Annotated in this window: 15 protein-coding genes; 7 read left to right on the top strand and 8 right to left on the bottom strand. The window is 39.2% G+C overall.

The features are described 5' to 3' along the window. The first annotated feature begins 861 nt into the window (after positions 1–861). The gene (locus FLL45_RS04705; protein ID WP_142940825.1) at positions 862–2,181 is read left to right on the top strand and encodes a ribonuclease J; all 1,320 of its coding nucleotides are present in this window, start codon (positions 862–864) and stop codon (positions 2,179–2,181) included. 24 nt (positions 2,182–2,205) lie between these two features. After that, positions 2,206–2,535, top strand: a complete 330-nt coding sequence (locus FLL45_RS22970; protein WP_142940824.1) for an HNH endonuclease — start codon at positions 2,206–2,208, stop codon at positions 2,533–2,535. A 64-nt stretch (positions 2,536–2,599) separates the two neighbouring features. On the opposite strand, the gene FLL45_RS04695 is transcribed toward FLL45_RS22970, so the two are convergent. The 4 genes from FLL45_RS04695 to FLL45_RS04680 all read right to left on the bottom strand — a co-directional run bounded on the left by FLL45_RS04695 (position 2,600) and on the right by FLL45_RS04680 (position 7,178). Then, a complete protein-coding gene (locus tag FLL45_RS04695; RefSeq protein WP_142940823.1) occupies positions 2,600–3,391 on the bottom strand; it encodes a substrate-binding periplasmic protein in 792 nt (263 codons plus the stop codon). A gap of 191 nt (positions 3,392–3,582) precedes the next feature. Beyond that, positions 3,583–4,044: a hotdog fold domain-containing protein gene (locus FLL45_RS04690; protein ID WP_142940822.1), complete on the bottom strand. Its 462-nt coding sequence runs from the start codon at positions 4,042–4,044 to the stop codon at positions 3,583–3,585. 527 nt (positions 4,045–4,571) lie between these two features. Further along, the gene (locus FLL45_RS04685) at positions 4,572–5,768 is read right to left on the bottom strand and encodes a helix-turn-helix domain-containing protein (protein ID WP_142940821.1); all 1,197 of its coding nucleotides are present in this window, start codon (positions 5,766–5,768) and stop codon (positions 4,572–4,574) included. Between the two features lie 147 nt (positions 5,769–5,915). Beyond that, positions 5,916–7,178: a cation:proton antiporter gene (locus tag FLL45_RS04680; protein WP_142940820.1), complete on the bottom strand. Its 1,263-nt coding sequence runs from the start codon at positions 7,176–7,178 to the stop codon at positions 5,916–5,918. A 461-nt stretch (positions 7,179–7,639) separates the two neighbouring features. On the opposite strand from FLL45_RS04680, the gene FLL45_RS04675 reads away from it, so the two are divergent. The 3 genes from FLL45_RS04675 to FLL45_RS04665 all read left to right on the top strand — a co-directional run bounded on the left by FLL45_RS04675 (position 7,640) and on the right by FLL45_RS04665 (position 10,120). Next, entirely contained in the window at positions 7,640–8,626 is a 987-nt protein-coding gene (locus FLL45_RS04675; protein ID WP_142940819.1) for a transposase, read from the top strand. A gap of 637 nt (positions 8,627–9,263) precedes the next feature. Next, the gene (locus FLL45_RS04670) at positions 9,264–9,599 is read left to right on the top strand and encodes a hypothetical protein (RefSeq protein WP_142940818.1); all 336 of its coding nucleotides are present in this window, start codon (positions 9,264–9,266) and stop codon (positions 9,597–9,599) included. Between the two features lie 65 nt (positions 9,600–9,664). Then, the gene (locus FLL45_RS04665; RefSeq protein WP_142940817.1) at positions 9,665–10,120 is read left to right on the top strand and encodes an immunity 22 family protein; all 456 of its coding nucleotides are present in this window, start codon (positions 9,665–9,667) and stop codon (positions 10,118–10,120) included. A 131-nt stretch (positions 10,121–10,251) separates the two neighbouring features. On the opposite strand, the gene FLL45_RS04660 is transcribed toward FLL45_RS04665, so the two are convergent. The 3 genes from FLL45_RS04660 to FLL45_RS04650 form a co-directional block, all read right to left on the bottom strand. Further along, positions 10,252–10,569, bottom strand: a complete 318-nt coding sequence (locus FLL45_RS04660; RefSeq protein WP_142940816.1) for a hypothetical protein — start codon at positions 10,567–10,569, stop codon at positions 10,252–10,254. Positions 10,570–10,665: 96 nt separating this feature from the next. Continuing rightward, positions 10,666–11,109 carry a hypothetical protein gene (locus FLL45_RS04655; RefSeq protein WP_142940815.1) on the bottom strand — a complete coding sequence of 148 codons (444 nt, stop codon included), beginning with the start codon at positions 11,107–11,109 and terminating at the stop codon, positions 10,666–10,668. Between the two features lie 152 nt (positions 11,110–11,261). Further along, the gene (locus FLL45_RS04650; protein ID WP_142940814.1) at positions 11,262–12,290 is read right to left on the bottom strand and encodes a lipase family protein; all 1,029 of its coding nucleotides are present in this window, start codon (positions 12,288–12,290) and stop codon (positions 11,262–11,264) included. 864 nt (positions 12,291–13,154) lie between these two features. Here FLL45_RS04650 and FLL45_RS04645 point away from each other — a divergent pair. After that, positions 13,155–15,467 (top strand): endonuclease, encoded by a 2,313-nt coding sequence (locus FLL45_RS04645; protein ID WP_142940813.1) that lies wholly within the window; start codon positions 13,155–13,157, stop codon positions 15,465–15,467. Between the two features lie 44 nt (positions 15,468–15,511). On the opposite strand, the gene FLL45_RS04640 is transcribed toward FLL45_RS04645, so the two are convergent. Then, positions 15,512–16,615 carry an SMP-30/gluconolactonase/LRE family protein gene (locus FLL45_RS04640; RefSeq protein WP_142940812.1) on the bottom strand — a complete coding sequence of 368 codons (1,104 nt, stop codon included), beginning with the start codon at positions 16,613–16,615 and terminating at the stop codon, positions 15,512–15,514. Positions 16,616–16,749: 134 nt separating this feature from the next. Between FLL45_RS04640 and FLL45_RS04635 the strand changes: the two genes are divergently transcribed. Continuing rightward, a complete protein-coding gene (locus FLL45_RS04635; protein ID WP_142940811.1) occupies positions 16,750–17,367 on the top strand; it encodes a hypothetical protein in 618 nt (205 codons plus the stop codon). The last annotated feature ends 2 nt before the right edge of the window (positions 17,368–17,369 follow it).

Genomic DNA, 17,369 nt, shown 5'->3' with positions numbered 1-17,369 from the left:
AAGCAAGCTTGGAAGAAAATATGCATCATTCGCAAATGATGTGAGGAATTCATAGACTGCGCCAAGTTTCCTTTCAAGGCTGCATGGAGTTAGTGTAAGACGATGCATGGAGAATACAAAGGAGCACACAATGATCTTAGCCAAATATCACTGATATGTAATATTAATCAATTAAACAATCTGCCAGAAATCTTCTTTCTAGATATATCTGACCATATCGCCAAACTCAGAAAATAGGTCTTATTCCAAGCGATATTAACCGTGTTTCTACTAACCGCGAAAAGCAATGGCAACATTAAAACAGCGAATTCAAAAAAGACAAATCAATAAGAAAGTCAGCATAACGAGCTGTATATGCCTATAATTCAGATATTTAGAGCACCTTCTTAACCTCCAACCTTAACATTCTGACTCACAAACTAGACGGTCTAATAGCATACTAATTAGACAGTCTGGATGCGAAAGCCTAAACCAAAGTATTTATCGAGTTACGGGATCACAACTGTAATTTCCTATTAAGATTTATGGTGTACTTAAGCTCGACTTAACCAATTTCAGCTTTCAACATACGAGCTCACACACTAGACAGTCTAAAAGCATACTCACAAACTAGACAGTCTAAATGCGAAAGCCTAAACCAAAGTATTTATCGAGTCACGGGATCACAAACGTAATCCCCTATTTAGATTTATGGTTTACTTAAGCTCGACTTAAACAATTTAAGCTTTCAACATACGAGAAAATCTAGAATAATTTAATCATCCTTAGATAAATAGGTGCTCGGTCATTTCCACTAACACGTTATTCGCAACCCACAATCAGTTTTGGTTCCTTCCATTAGGTGGGACTGGTGAGATTGGAATGAACATGAACCTTTATGGACATGATGAACAGTGGTTGATGGTCGATTGTGGAGCGAGCTTTAAAGAGCCGCTAACCGCTGTTTCAAATAACTATAAACAGCGCAACGCCGAACAAAATTCTGATACATTATTCGACATTGTATCCGCCGATCCTGGTTTTATAGCCGACCAGAAGGAAAGGCTCGTCGGACTGATCATTACCCATGCCCATGAAGACCATATCGGCGCGGTTGCACATCTATGGCCTCGTTTAAAATGCCCTGTTTACACAACGCCTTTTACTGCAATTTGTTTAAGGCGCAAACTCAACGAAAAAGGTATTGCCGATCAAGTAAAAATCATAGAAGTCGCTAGCGGTGACTTTGTCGATATTGGCGTTTTTAATGTTCAATGGCTGGCACTTACTCATTCATTACCCGAACCACATGCCATAGTTATCCGCACTCGAGTTGCCAAGGTCTTTCATACGGGAGACTGGAAGATTGACAACACGCCGGTTATTGGAGAACCTTTCAGTGAAAGTCCTTTTAAACAACTCGCGAGAGAAAGTATCGATGCGATGGTTTGCGATTCAACAAATGCCAATAGACCCGGAAAAACAGTGTCTGAAGGCAGTTGTTATAAGGGCTTAAAGCACGTAATCGACCAGTGTAGTGGTAAGGTTGTGGTTTGTTGTTTTGGTAGTAACATTGCGCGATTAATCACACTGATCAAGATCGCCAAACAATGTAGACGTTATGCTGGTTTGATTGGACGCTCCTTAATGAACATGGTCGCTAACGCGCGCTTAGCGGGCTTTTGGCCTAGCGACTTTGAGCTAATTACTCCCTATGATTTAGCTTATCTACCAGACAAAGAAGTATTGCTTATTGCAACAGGAAGCCAAGGTGAACCTAAAGCAGCACTATCCAGGTTATCTGACGATAAAAACAAAGATATCGCTTTAAATGCTGGTGATACGGTGATTTTTAGTTCCATCATAATACCTGGTAATGAGGAAGCTGTAGAAACGCTTGTCACCAAGCTTAAAGCCAAAAACATCAATGTTATTATGCAAAAGGATGTCGACGCTCCCATTCATGCCAGCGGTCACCCAAGTCAAGAGGACCTTGAGGAGTTGTACTCATGGGTAAAACCGCGACTAGTTATTCCAACACACGGTGAAGCAGAGCATTTGATTGCAAATGCTGATATTGCCAAAACGGTTGGTATCTCAAGGCAGCTCACTGGGTTTAATGGCGACTTGTTCGAGATTAAACCCGTTGCTAAAGTGCGTAAAAATTTCACTACAGTTGCTCGACTCCCGCTTGAGCGATAACCGACTTGCAATCACTAACTGACAATGACAAACAACAATAACTCGATACTTGGTTACCACAGCAAATACCATTCAAAGCCCACTAACTGCCAACTCTGTATGCGAAAAATTTCGCTAACTTTTCATCATTTAATTCCCAAGAAGATGCATAGAAGAACATTTTTTCGCAAGACTCATACGAGAGATGCGCTAAATCAGGGGATCTGGATCTGTCGAAAATGTCACAGTGGACTACACAAGCTTTTTGACGAAATGACTTTAGCTAAACAGTTCAATACGTTGGAGAAATTGAAGCAAAATACTGCCGTTCAAAAACATGTGACCTGGGTCGCCAAGCAAAAAGTAACAGACTAAAGCTAATTAAACCTTTTAGGAGCCCTCTACGCGTAAGCCTTGTTCAGTAAATCACTAACAACAACTATAACATCCAGCGTTTTTGATATTCTTTAGTCGCTTTTACTTTGGCGATAGCATTATTAACGCGCTCCACGATTTCCTGGCTAACTGTCTTCTTGCTAAAAATTAGAGAGACCGGTGAAGAAGAAATGACTATCGGGCAAGGACTCAGTTTGTCGCCAGTCGCATAAATGGTCGATCGGTAGGCAACAACCACCGGATCGTCGATAACGCCATCTAATTGTTGGGATTCAACTAAGTCAACGTGTTGAATGTTATTCTCACTGTAACTTAGCTTCTTATTTAAGACTGGATCTTTCTGTATTTCGGTAAGTTCTGGGCCATAAACTAAACCAGCTTGAACGCTCAATTTAAAGCCATCTCGAATCAACTCTTTTAGCGACATTTCTTGGCAACGTTCAAGGTATTTGTCTGTAGAATAGAGCGATAAGAATTCGTCGCGATATGGCACTGAAAAATAGGCAAAGGATTTTCTACTTTCATTGACTGTGGCATTCATCATAAAATCAATCTCACCCATTTGGAGTGCTTCAAGTCCAATAGGAAACGTCATTGGTTTGTAGGTTAGAAGACAGTTGGCCTCCTCCATAATGTCTTCGATCAGATTAATCTGTAAACCAAATGCGCCTCGACCTTTGGCATAGCTTTGATAAGGCAACCAATTAGAAACGCCCATAATAAGATGGCAATCGGTTTTATTTGATTGCGGTTTTACCGACGAAGCATCACTTGTTAACGCAGTAAAGATTAAAACTACTGAGAATAAGCATTGAGAAAACAGACTTTTAGACATCTTTAACAGCTAGGACCTAAAAAATACCACTTACACCTATAATTTTAGCTTTCTTCCTGAGATACGCAAGCTATGTGAGCATTATCGGATATTAACTTTAGTTAAAACAAAGCAAGCGGCACAATATCTGGCGTTGTTCAATTCCTAGCTAGTCTACTAACGCGCCAATTTTGTTGGGTTTAGCTTGAGAACTAGCACTTCTTTTTCTCACTGATCCAGAGCCTAATGATTCCTTCGACAACCACCACATTGTTGATGTCATAAGCCTTTACGACTACCTCTTGCTCACCCGGCTGCCAATCCTCTGGTTGCATTTTTGCGACACAACGAATATCAGTTCCAGCCTTTGCCGTATATTCGACGCTCATCCCTTTTGGAATCCAGCGTAAGTGTTTAGGTACTGTCGCTTCGGCCATTACGCCCATCGCCATCTCAAGCCCGTTACATATTGCTATTACATGTACTGTATTGATGTGGTTATGGACGCGCTTTCGCTTGCTTATCTGACACTCACAATGATTTGCTTCAAGGTGGGTGATTAACGGTTTAATGGTTCCAAAGTATGGTGCCGTTCGACAAACGATTATTGAAAAGAGTTTTTTGCCTAAAGGGTAATTCTTTAATTGATTGTATATTTTTAGTGTTTTGTTCATAAGTTATTGGCGATTTCGATTAGTATCCGAAAACTTAATTGTATGATCAAATTCGATCAAATAGTTAGATTGAGTCGTTATTTTTCTGATTAGTATGCTTTAAATTTATTTATCTTAATGCTTTTAACACTATTTTTTACTAACAAAGTTTTAGTTATTTAGCTAGTTGGAGCTTTATTATTTGCGTATTTACACATTGACTCATTAGTTGATGACTGCTGACTAAAAAGGAGCATTCTAAGAGAAATGACTGCAATCTAGTTTTTTCAAATTCCTGTTGTTTCAGCGCTTAAACATCTTAACCTCTAAAAGTCGTAGCCCCTATTATTTCAGAGTGAATTCATGTTAGAACAGATGTAATGCATCTGGAATTATTTCAGATTTTAATTTTGACGATACGACTAAGAGCATCTAGGTAGTCAACTCAATTTCACGTGACGTAATTGAGTAAGTTGTTTTTATTACTCACTGTTGAATAAATCATTGAGCTTTGGTTTAGTTTAGCTGAACTTGAATCATGCATTTAGTTAAGACTCAACCGATTTTAGCAAATCACTACTCGGCTCTCCCTTAGAGTTTGAAATACTTTCAACGCTATTTTCTCGATTATTTTCCATGAAAATCTTCGGACTAACCCCCGTTTGTTTTTTGAACACTCGATAAAAGCTCGCTTCCGAATTAAACCCTGAGTCTAATGCAATGGAAAGTATCGAATACTTAGATTGGCTATTATTCGTAAGTTTTTCCTTTACCTCTTCGATTCGCGCAAGATTAATCAAATCCCGAAAGCTTTGTTGATAGTGGCTATTAATAACATAAGATAAATTAGTTTGACTCACGTCGATTTTCTTTGCCAGTTGCTGAGCACTAACCTGCGGATTAAGATATACCTTATCAATTTTAATTGCCCTATCGATTTTCTTAATGATTTGCCGAACAACGTCGTCAGGTATCCTCTCTGCTGGGTTAACTTTGCTTAGTTTTTCAGTTTCGAAAGAAAGAAGGTCGCGATTGGCGTACGCTGAAAATCCAAAATAATAAACGAGACCAGCATTGCAGAGAATAAAGACTTTCCAAAGCAAGCTCATATATTGGGTGTAAGCGAAATGCTCAATAATTAAATTAACCAATAAGAACACACCCAATGCAACCGACAGTCGTATGATCCTCAATATCCAGGAAAACGTGCTAACGCTATTGTCTGATAAGTTATCTGATACGTTTTTTCGGTAGTCTGCTAATTTAAAATAACCAACTGTTGCATAACCAAATATGGATACCACAGTCAAACAATCTTCAATTAGCTTTATCGTATTGTAATGTCGTGAACGAGCAAAAGTAATTTTCTCTTCATAGGAGGGTATTCCGACAACGTTTAAATAGATCCAGGTTACATACAGTTGAATCATTATAAACGGTAAAAAGTGCCAATATTGGTCCGCTGTCAGCCTAAATTTAGGATTAATGAGTGAAATAACGTAGAAATAAAAGAATGGACCAGCTGAAAGCTCCGAAGCTATCGGTATAAATGCAAACCATTGAGACTGAGTTATTCCCAAATTAATTAAGACTTGCTTGGCGCAAATCAAACAAAAAGCGACTAAGCCGAGCGCAATAAAACGATTACTCAACTGATTGTTTTTCGATTTCCAGAGCAATATCGCTGTTATAGCGCCCTGAGTGATACCGATTAAAAGTAGTACTTCGTATAAAGAAAACAACATGAAACTCAATGAAAACTAGGAGAATAACTTAATTTTTAACTAGTTTGACGGAAACATAATCAAAAACGTTTACAAATTAATGATAAATTATTTAGGTATTTATCGGATTGTTAATAAGGCGTAGTTTAACTCAATAATTTCCAGGAATCAGTGATTTCGTATCTTTTGACTATGCTTATCTTCACGGGGTACTAGCGTTTCAATCTCGTCTAGCTGAACTCTAAACCGTTTATAATAAAGCTTAATCCAGAACGGTGATAGTAGTGTGGTATAAGCAATTACCATAATAAGCGAGGTATAGACCTCCTTATCGAACACGCCAGCAGCACTCCCCAGACCGGCAAATATTAACCCCACTTCACCTCTTGGGACCATTGCCATGCCAACAACAACCTTCCTTGCCCAAGGTTCCTTGATGAAAAAAGCCCCAAAAAATTTACTCACAATCGCTACGGCGAGCAAAATCAAACTAAACCACCAAAAAAATGGAGAAGACCAATCGATTGCTCGCAAATCCAATGATAGCCCTACTGTGACAAAAAATATCGGTGTGAACAAATGAATAATAGGCGTCATTTGTTTATCAATTCGCTGAGAAAACGCATCCTCTGTTTTAATAGCAAGACCAAAAGGCAAAAAGAAGCGTCTTGACAACGCTAATCCAGCAGCAAAACCGCCGAGCAGCTCTGGTGCCCCAACCGCGTGTGACAACCAAGCGAAGAATAATACTAACGATATAATCGTTGAAGGGATAAGACCTGGATTATCGATTCGTTTATCCAGGTATTGAATAAAATGAGAAATTAACTTGGCTAAAGGAGGCGCTAACAAGAAAAAAACGCCAATAAATAAAAATACTTTAGTCGTATTAATCCAACTGACATCACCAGTTACAGTAAACTCATAAAGCAGCGCGAGTAACACTACCCCTAAAATATCGTCGAGAACTGCTGCCCCAAGCGTTATTTGTCCTTCAACGCTGTTTTGTTTGTGAATATCCGATAAAGTCCGAACCGTAATTCCAATACTTGTAGCAGTCAAAGTCCCACCAACGAACAGAGAAACCAATAGATTTAGATTGAAAAAGTAAAAACAAGTGACAAATCCTGCGGCAAAAGGTGCGATAAAACCGCCGAAAGCAACTATCGTTGACTTTACACCAGTACGGATAAGCTTTCCCATATCGGTTTCTAGTCCGACTTGAAACAACAATAATATAACCCCTATTTCAGCCATCAATCGTATGACTTGATCCGCTTCTATCCACCCAAGTAGGCTTGGCCCTATAACTATCCCGGCCGCTAGTTCGCCAATAACTGATGGAATTTGAACACTGGCAGCGAGCTCGCCAAGGATTCTAGCACTCAATAAAATTGCTAGTAATTGAAGTAAAAATGAGGATATGTCCATTATTATTGTCTACCTCGAGTGCGCTTGGTTTAAACCATAAAAAACTCGAATTTCTAAAACAATATCACTATGAGGGAAGAGAACCTTGGTTTAGATCAAGTTTTTGTTACCAAATCTAAAATAAACTCATAAATTAAAACGAAATAATCACTCCAAACAGCTAACTATTCGTCCATACAAAAAAGATCTTCAAAAATAACTCACACACAATCTGAAATTCATTAAGCCGGCTGGGCTAGAATTCAATTTACTGTCAGGAAAATTGGATAAAAAGTCACAATCCTTCACTAACTAACGAATTAGACTGTCTAGTACTAAAATATTTAAATTAAAATCACTTTATTATGTCGTTTTGCTTACGCTGAAATAGTATAAAGTCGTTATCGCGATTGCGAATTTATCGCTTGTTAATGAATTTAAAATAGTAGAAGATGCTAGTTAGGGAGGTTAAGGATGACTAGATGGCTATACCAAGAAAAAACTTAATCGACCCAGAATCACCTGGCTTTTATCACTGCATGAATCGATGTGTGAGGCGTGCTTTTTTATGTGGCTTTGATCCAATAAACCAACAAAGTTATGAGCATCGAAAAACGTATATAGAGCAAAGAATAAAAACGTTAAGTTCAATTTTTGCGGTCGATATATACGCATATGCTGTAATGAGTAACCACTATCATATTGTGATGTATGTCGATCCTAAGGCGCCTTATTCATGGTCAGATGAGGAAGTTGTAGAGCGATGGCTTAAAGTTTTTCCAAGTCGCCTTGATAGCCCTCAATGTAAAGAGCAACGAGCTTTTAAAATTCAAGCCATATTGAATAGCGCGGAACTATTAGATAAATATCGAGAAAGGCTTGGTAGTGTGTCTTGGTTTATGCGTCGTCTCAATGAACCTCTTGCTAAGGCAAGCAACCAAGAAGATAATTGTACTGGAAAATTTTGGGAAGGTCGATTCTCTTCACAAGCACTTTTAGACGAAGCAGCGGTTTTGTCTTGCATGGCTTACGTTGATTTAAATCCGATTCGTGCAAAAATTTCGGATAAACTCGAACAATCCAATCACACATCGATAAAGACCAGACTTAATGAGCTGCAAGAAACGTCAGATAACAGCCATCTCGATACTCAAATAAATCCCACATCAGGCCAGATCAAACGCCGACCTTTAGCAACCTCCTTAAAAAGTTACATTGAACTAGTAGATTGGGCTGGAAAAAGTATTATTTATCCAAATAAATCAAGAATTCCACTACATGTGGCTTCTACCCTAGAAAGGTTAAATCTACAATCTTATCACTGGCTGAAACAAGTCGAAGTATTAGAATCGAAATTCACTTATTATATCGGACCTGTAGAATTAATTAGAAGAAAAGCTCAGCAACTTTCAAAGAAGTACTTGCATGGCATATCGTCTGCTTTTAATCTATATTCAGCTGTCGATTAATGCCATCATATCGACTATGCCGTTTCTTAATATTTCGTAAGAAGTAAAAAACGCTACCCAATTTCGCTTCGCAGAAATTACCTTCTTAACTTTGGTTTACTAAATCAATTTCATCTAATAATTACAGACTCAACGGACAAGATTTGACTCTTAACCTCAACTTGAAGTGCTTTCGGCTGCTTTTATTTGAAGGAAAATAGACTGAAGGAAAATAGACAGTCTAGTTCTGCGGTCTAGTTCTGCGAGCTTCTTCTATATAAACAAGTAGACTGTCTAATTCTACGGTCTCAGTTGAGCGATTTCATTCTAGATAAACAAGTAGACTGTCTAATTTTAGGGTTGTCTAATTCTACGGTCTCATTTTAGTTAAACAAGTAGACTGTCTAATTCTAAGAGCTAGTTTTATGGGTTCCATTTTCAACCTGCTATTCAACGACAAGACAAGAGTAAAAATTGATTGCGCGTGTTTTTTAAAATTGTTGAAAAAACCCTCCGAAATTTTAGGTATATTTACGATATTAAATACTTTCTGAGCTTATTAGTAGTAAGAGTCGGTTTAGAGATAGTTCTTTTTTGGGGACTAGTGGGCACTCTTCCGCTATAATCAACATCTTCAGATGACAAAAGAGTACATATTTTGGGTAAGACAAGACTAGAAAGCCTTTCTGATTTTGCTGAGGCGGCTCATGCTCGTATCCAAAAGGATTATTTACACATCAATCCTGTAGTTGGCTTACACCAAGGAATGAGAGATATAGGTTTTCCAACCGATATGATGACTATAGATTGTCTTAAAACTCAGCGGAGAATCATTATTCTTCTCAGTGATGAACAACCAGACATACTTAGCTATCAATTTGCCTATCGAGATAAAGATCCAGCTGACAGCTTTGAAGTTATGGCTTTTAAGGAGCTAACCGAGCAAATCCTTTATGACTGGATAGCCAAGTATTTTGCCACTGAAGACAATTAAACAGCTTTGTGGCTATTGATATTTCTTCTTTTAAGAATAATTTTAGTTGAGTATTAAACCCAAACATGACAGCTAAACAATTAAGATCAGACAACGGTTTCGACTTTACAAAGAAATCAAAGGTATCCGTATGGGTCTCTAATCATCCCTATGCTGACATTCCAGATGATTACTTTGAGGAGTCATTTAGCAAAAAAAACACTCGAGCAACCAATCAATGGTCAAAGAACTATTTGATGCGATTTTTTAGACCTGAGTTAATGGAAACAAACGGTTCACATTCGGGTACAGTTACCGTCAAGCGTGCGGCCGGCGAGTGCTCCTTCTCAAAATCCTTCATACAGCCCTTGCTTAGTAAAGCCAATAAAAACAAAATCTCAGAGATAACATGGATAATATTACTATTCGAGTATGAGTACAGTGGAAAGCTGTCAGGAGTAATGAGAGACGAGTACACCCAATTTATAGGTGCTTTCTCCTATGAGGATGATGCTGACAGTCTATTTGATATCGAAGAATAGCTAAAACTCAATCGTAGATGAAACCCTTTATCGCGAAAAAGAACATTATTTACCATGCTCATTACAACTTTTAAAATTTCATATAGTTTGCCGTTCCTTGTAAACTTTATGAGTTTTTAAAAACGTATTATTTAATTTAGCAACTCTTTCACTGTATCAGTGAACACTTCGAAGGCTGCATTGATCGCTCGCTCCGCAGCAGCTTCGACCATGATTTTTATTGTCAAAAGTTCCGCTTTTACAACAAGCTTTTCCCGCTCAACCTCTTCATCAAACTCTGATAACTCAATATCACCGCTAACGATAGCCTCCTTCAACATTTCAAGCGATTCTTTCTCATTGTCAAGTACCTGCTTTAATTCTGCACTGACATCCTCGCCAATATCCGCTAACTCTTCGCCCGCGGCGGCGACCATACTTTTTAATAATTCTTCTAAATCAAAACTCATATAAATCTCCTTTTATTATTCAGATTGTTCAATCCTTGCTCACGTTCAATTTCTTGACAGGATCGATTAGCTAATTATACACACTTAACTGGTTAACTAATTAGATGGATCCTTTACCGCTTCACCTTTTGCCATCGCCGCAAAAACTCGACTCAATTGGCGTTGATGAAGTTTCGCTCTACCATTGGAAAATCCATCATCTGATTTGTGTTTCTCTCGATCATCAGTCCAGAGCTTAAGCGCTATTTTAGCCTGCTCTGTTGACTCTTCATTCAAAGGACGGATTTCGTTTTTCAGCACCAGTGACCGAATGTCAGATTCTATTTCATTGTAATTAGTTTTAAATTTGTCATATTGCCGCTTGTCAACATCGGTATCCAACAAGTCCCCCCAAAACAAATCGACTTTTTTGGCGACCTGGATAATTTCATTCTTAATTTCCGCGTCGTATTCTGCTACATACTTAACTGTACAACCTGAAATCAACAATAATGCAATAAGAAATACAAATGTTAGTCTTGTTGAGATTAATAATTTCACGCTTGTTCCCTCAATTAATGTTAGTAGTAAAGGGCTTACCCTTAGTCGTAATAGACTAGCTATTTTCGTTTTAGATTCGCTTTCTCGCTAATAAAAATTATTCAATTTAGCGCATAGTCTTAAACGAAAAACAAAACTCTATTTGACTTTTTTCACTTGTTTAAAGATTTACGTATCGCCGCAAGATAACCATATTTGTCGTGGTCAGCGATAATTGATTTAGATTTAATTTTAAGCCCTATAAATCGGTTCAAGGCATATTTGATACCATACCAAAATATAAATATAAGTATGCCTTTTATTCGGTCATTTCTGATATCCGAATTGGTGAATTTATGTTTTAACTCACCGTTACTAGAAATATAACGTCGTCCATGAATGTGACTAAACTTCCAAAAAGGAATCATGGTTACTATGTCATTATTGTTTACCATTCTGGTAATTCTATTTTCTCCGAGTTCCTTACTTAATGCTTCTGCAAAATTGGCATCGCCTACTCTCGGTTGACCGATAGTATATAAACCGCCAATACGGTTAGAATAAAAATGCTCCCCGTCTCCTAAATTGAGCAATCGAGCACTCGCTATCGTGGCCAATGCTCCGCCTAAACTATGCCCGGTAAACCAAACCTTGATCGTGCTATGTTTTTGTAAACAGTCAACAATATAATTACCGAGCCCTTCATCATCCCATAGACTTAGCAGCGCTTTCTGGAATCCACTATGGACTTTATAGTGGGCTATGGTCTGCTTACCATTCTCGAAGCTATCCTTACTGACTTGTATGTTAGTTAGCATATCACCGATTTGATCTCTGAAGTCATCAGTTTGAGTGCCTCTGAACGAAACAATCAAGTCGTTAGGATAGAGTGCCGTAAAAGCTTGACTGTTGGTCTTTTGGTTTTCATAAAAATGGTAGTCCGCTTGTTCCGGAGACCGTTCGGTTTCGTATTGCTGAAGCTTTTCACCCTTATACGCAATGACTGCAGCTCTGACTAAACAAATTGCATTTGCATGGTGAAACTGATTGGGTAATGTTGCAAGTTGAGCATTCCCATCAAAGTTGGAGAAGAAAGGTTCTTTATCAAACAACTTATCAGAAGCCGACAGTAGCTCATTTGCAGCACCAATAACGGTTTCCTTCGTTTGAATATCTAATTTATTTAAAGATACATATGCCATGCAAAACGTCCCTCGTTTAGTGAGTATTATTTATTATAAGTTGGTTAATTCTTAGTATTTAGCTTTTATTATCCGTAAACCACTCTTTCCTTTCGGCATTTACTGTTTCTATTTCTACTTTTTCTATTTCTGCTGTTTCTACTTTTACAGTATCTGCTATTAGTCTTGGCGTCTTAATTCTCTCAGTTTAATCAAGACGTATCATCTATAAGATAGTTAATTGTGATTTGTTTCCTTATTCATCTACTTTTAAAGATATCCATCTTGAGCACTTTATCAGTTTGAACAATAACACAATTTAGATCCCTGCTCGAACAACACTTGACTTGATAGTGAATTCCCAAAAGCGTCTTATTCAATGCGGTCACACAAGGGTTTTACTGGACAGTTGTTGCAATCAAATATCTCAATTAATCTTAATTTTCCCACGCTTCTATAAGAATTTATTTTGTGAGTATAAATTTCGCAATGCACAAAATTTCATCGATTTCGTTTTAAATATTTGGCGAATTTACAGGTCGTTTAGCCGATCAATTCCCACCCCATTAATTTGTATAAAAAAGCGCCATTTGTATGAATCCTGTCCAAATGGTCAATAAGTAAACCTTAACTCTTTAAATTATTTATTTGTACACCTTTCAAATTATTAAAAATTAAACAATCGGTCAACTAACTTAACTAATCAGTCAGCTTTATCGCATTAGGGAGATATGGCTTGTCACTTTTTAGTCATATAGACTGAGCAAACTCACAGCCGCGCGGTGACCGATGGTTTTACCCTTAAAAATAAATAAAGAATTTCGGCCACTCACTAATTGAGATTTCAGTAACTTAAACAACAACAAAACTAAAAAGGTACTTCACATGAAATTTAACTATTTCAAGACCTGGGTCAGGTCTAGTTCAATATGGCTAGTAGTAGGAGTATGTTCGATAGCCCAAGCTGCAGCCCCTCCTGGTTATTACAACTCTGTAAACACCTCCTCCCCTCAAGCTCTGCACGACTCCCTCCATCAAATCATCGACGACCATCAACGCTTTCCTTATACATCTTCTGCGACAGATACATGGGATATATTAGAATCAGCCGACCAAGATCCTAACAACAGTTCAAACGTTCTCGATATCTACAAAAATGCTTCTTACGCAAAACAAGGCGGCGGCAATTCCTTTTATAACCGTGAACACAGCTGGCCAAAATCCTATGGTTTTCCGTCAGATGGCAGCAGTAACTATGCTTATACAGACGCTCACCACTTGTTTATCTCTGATAGCAGTTACAACTCAAGCAGGAGTAACAAGCCCTACGATAATTGTGATTCAGGCTGTACTGAAAAAACCACCGAATTCAATGACAACCGCGGCGGCACTACCAACCAATCAAACTGGACTGCAGGGTCTTTTACCCAAGGAAAGTGGGAAACTTGGACTGGACGACGAGGAGAGGTTGCAAGAGCACTATTGTACATGGCTGTGCGTTATGATGGCGGCACCCACGGGATAACAGGCTTTAGTGAACCTGATTTAAGGTTGACTGATGATCGTGCTTTGATTGAGCAATCTAATACGGGTTCAAACATATCCGTCGCTTATATGGGTTTAAAAACGGTTCTCCTTCAGTGGCATAATGACGATCCAGTCGATGATATGGAGCGAAGAAGAAACGACATCGTTTATAGTTACCAAGGAAACCGCAATCCGTTTATTGATAACCCCGAATATGTCGCATGTGTTTTTGCCAATGACTGTTCTGGATTAGGAGGAGGTAGCGGCGATACGACGGCCCCGAATACACCAACTGGACTCGCGGCGAACGGCGGTGACGCTCAGGTCAATTTAAGTTGGAACAGCAATTCAGAATCGGATCTCGCCGGTTACCATGTCTATCGCAGCAATGCTGGCGCGAATAACTTTATTAAGCAAACTTCTGCGGCTTTAACGACAAATAGTTACACTGACTCGTCACTTCCAGCAAGTACCGCATATGACTATTATGTCACTGCGATCGATACCAGTTTCAATGAATCTTCTGCTAGCTTAGTCGCTTCAGCGGTCACTAATTCAGGCGGCGGTAGCGGCGCTAATGAAGCTTGGATCAACGAATTCCATTACGATAACAGTAGCACCGACACAAATGAGTTTGTTGAAATTGCTGGAAGCTCCGGCATTAATTTATCCGGATGGAGTGTAATCGGATACAATGGTAATGGTGGTTCTAGCTACAAAACCGTTAGTCTCTCAGGCGTAATTCCTAATCAATCTAACGGTTTTGGCACTTTAAGTTTTGCGTTCTCGGGTATGCAAAATGGTTCTCCTGATGGTCTCGCTTTAGTCGATAACGCTGGAAACGTTGTCCAGTTTATTAGCTATGAAGGTACTCTGACCGCGACCAACGGCCCAGCTTCAGGTATGACTTCAGTCAATATTGGCGTCTCTGAAACAACTTCAACCCCCGTTGGTTATTCATTACAACTCGCTGGAACCGGTAGCAAGTACGCTGATTTTACGTGGCAAGCTCCATCCACCAATACTTCAGCCAGTATTAACAGTGGCCAAAGCTTCACGGGTGGTGGCTCTTCCCCTTCAATACCAGTAGCGAGTTTTACTTATTCATGCAATGATTTAAGTTGTAATTTTGATGGGTCAACCAGCAGCGTAACCGGTTCTTCAATCACTACTTATCATTGGAGTTTTGGAGACAGTAATATCGCCAATGGCGTAACAACCAATCATGCGTTCAGTGTCGCCGGTACCTACTCTGTTTCATTAGAGGTTACATCAGCAGAGGGTACGACTGATTTGGTCACTCAACTGGTTACGGTTACGGCACCGACTAGTGCCCCAACCTACTACCAAGACATAGCCTCAATCGCGCTACCTGATCGAACAACAGTGTATCGGGATATCGATGTGCAAATCAGTTCAACACAATCAACAGCTTCGGTATCAGTCGACATCAGTCATAGCTATCGGGGTGATATTAGTTTGCGACTTTATGCACCTGATGGAACCTACTACAATCTAAAATCGAAAAATGGCCGAGATGGTGGCCAAGACATCAAAGAAACCTACTCAGTTCAACTATCAGGCAACACTGTTGGCGTTTGGACGTTACGCGTAAGAGACCACTACAACGGTGACAGCGGAACCCTTAACAGTTGGTCGATGCAATTTTAGATTAGTTGCTAGTTTTTGTTTTAGTTAGAGCGATGAAGAGCCTCCTAATCGAGGCTCTTTTTCCATTGAATCGTATGGAAGTATTCGTGCTGTAAATTTCCTAGATAAAGCGTGCCATCTTTTTCGATTACGCTGGTTAACTTAGAAACTTTTCCGGACGGATCTTGAAGGTCAAATAAAACGTTACCATCTTCATCGATCGCAATCAGATGCCCATAAAGAATCGGTTTGGGTTGAAATAATTTTGGTAACCGATAAACAAATTTTCTTAGAAATGGCGAGCCGGCGAGCGCATCAACAATCTTATTACGTGGCGCATGTAACGCTACCCAAAACCGCCCGTCTTCGCCGACGGAAATATTATCCGGAAACGCTGGTAGATTATCTAATATAACTTCCAGCTCTCCCCGCCTCTTTCCCTTTAACCAAAATTTGGATATCCGGTAACGACTGGTTTCGGTAAATAATATAAATCTTTGGTCTGGACTAACGACGACACCATTGGCGAAATAAAGGTTATCGATTAACGTCTTAGTGTTACCCGTTTTTGGATCATATTCTAAAATTCGGCCGTCTCCACCTTGCTCCAATAAATCAAGTATTGTCGCATCGTGAATGCCAAAGTTTTTCGCGCTAAATTTACTTGACGCATCAGAAAAATAAATCTTACCATTCTCAGCAATATCAACGTCATCGGTAAAGCCAAATACCACCCCATCTGCCGACTGACTGAGCAACTTAATATTTCTTTCAGGGGAAATCGATAAAAGACCTCGATGTGCATCCGCTACAATCAGCGAGCCGTCCGATGCAATATCAATTCCAAGTGGTCGACCATTCGTGCTAATCCAGCTCTCTACTCGGTTGCTTCCCGCTTCGATTCTCAAGATATCGCCAGTATCACTAGAGAGATAAACATTCCCTTGATTATCGATCGCGATATCTTCAGGACCACGGAAACTACCGATTGAAAAAGGCTTTGCGAGTGCTAACCGCTGATTGTGTTGAAAGTGCCCGGTATAACCGCCGTTTTTTAATGGTTGCCAGACTTGGGGTTGTAGCGGCGTTGGCCAAAAAAGCAAGTAGATAAGAAAAGTAACAATAACCAAGGTTAATAGCGCTAGTATCGTTTTTATTGATTTTGACATATAAGATTTAACCCACTAAATAACGGTCTACTAATCAAACTATCAAGCACTAAAAACCAACTCACAAAACTTGATAATGACTTCGTCCAAATTTAACTGGATAATACCGCATCATTTAGAAAAACAAAAAGCCGATGAGAAAACTTCATAAATATCTTGGCATCACATTGCTCCTGCCTTTTATAGGTTGGGTGATTACGGGTCTATTTTTCTTTATTAAACCTGGTTATCAGGCGGCCTATGAGAGCCTATCAGTCCGAACTTATCCACTAGTCGCGACGATTAGCTATACGCCTCAAAAAAATTGGCAACAAATCAAAGTCATCAAAACGATATTAGGCAAACATTTATTAATTAAAGAGGACATGGGCTGGGTACAGCTCGATCCGAGCAGCTATGAGCGATTGGCGTCGCCAACGAAACAAGCGATAAAAAAACTGATCGATGACGCAACTCAAATGAACAGCGAGCGTTACGGTAATACGGTGTCAATAGAAGCACTGGAAAATGGTCGCTTTCTTGTCACTACAGACAAGCAAATAAAAATTACATTGGATTGGAACTCATTGTCCTTAAGACAAATCGGCCCAGATACTGAGTTTATCGATCAAATGTATAAAATACACTATTTACAATGGACCGGAAATAAAACCCTCGACAAGTATCTTGGAGTAATCGGCCTCGCTGCCGTGCTAATTCTGTCGCTACTCGGCTTAAAAATGTCATTGAGAAAACCACTTCGACGAAATTAGTC

This window comes from Aliikangiella marina, from assembly GCF_007004765.1.
Taxonomy (GTDB): domain Bacteria; phylum Pseudomonadota; class Gammaproteobacteria; order Enterobacterales; family Kangiellaceae; genus Aliikangiella; species Aliikangiella marina.
The sequence above is the reverse complement of the archived record's forward strand: the minus strand, read 5'-3'. Positions and strand labels throughout refer to the sequence as shown.

Excerpts from the sequence above, each read along its gene's own strand:
- FLL45_RS04705 (WP_142940825.1), top strand. The coding sequence starts at position 862 with ATGAACATGAACCTTTATGGACATGATGAACAGTGGTTGATGGTCGAT.
- FLL45_RS22970 (WP_142940824.1), top strand. The coding sequence starts at position 2,206 with ATGACAAACAACAATAACTCGATACTTGGTTACCACAGCAAATACCAT.
- FLL45_RS04695 (WP_142940823.1), bottom strand. The coding sequence starts at position 3,391 with ATGTCTAAAAGTCTGTTTTCTCAATGCTTATTCTCAGTAGTTTTAATC.
- FLL45_RS04690 (WP_142940822.1), bottom strand. The coding sequence starts at position 4,044 with ATGAACAAAACACTAAAAATATACAATCAATTAAAGAATTACCCTTTA.
- FLL45_RS04685 (WP_142940821.1), bottom strand. The coding sequence starts at position 5,768 with ATGTTGTTTTCTTTATACGAAGTACTACTTTTAATCGGTATCACTCAG.
- FLL45_RS04680 (WP_142940820.1), bottom strand. The coding sequence starts at position 7,178 with ATGGACATATCCTCATTTTTACTTCAATTACTAGCAATTTTATTGAGT.
- FLL45_RS04675 (WP_142940819.1), top strand. The coding sequence starts at position 7,640 with ATGGCTATACCAAGAAAAAACTTAATCGACCCAGAATCACCTGGCTTT.
- FLL45_RS04665 (WP_142940817.1), top strand. The coding sequence starts at position 9,665 with ATGACAGCTAAACAATTAAGATCAGACAACGGTTTCGACTTTACAAAG.
- FLL45_RS04660 (WP_142940816.1), bottom strand. The coding sequence starts at position 10,569 with ATGAGTTTTGATTTAGAAGAATTATTAAAAAGTATGGTCGCCGCCGCG.
- FLL45_RS04650 (WP_142940814.1), bottom strand. The coding sequence starts at position 12,290 with ATGGCATATGTATCTTTAAATAAATTAGATATTCAAACGAAGGAAACC.
- FLL45_RS04645 (WP_142940813.1), top strand. The coding sequence starts at position 13,155 with ATGAAATTTAACTATTTCAAGACCTGGGTCAGGTCTAGTTCAATATGG.
- FLL45_RS04640 (WP_142940812.1), bottom strand. The coding sequence starts at position 16,615 with ATGTCAAAATCAATAAAAACGATACTAGCGCTATTAACCTTGGTTATT.
- FLL45_RS04635 (WP_142940811.1), top strand. The coding sequence starts at position 16,750 with ATGAGAAAACTTCATAAATATCTTGGCATCACATTGCTCCTGCCTTTT.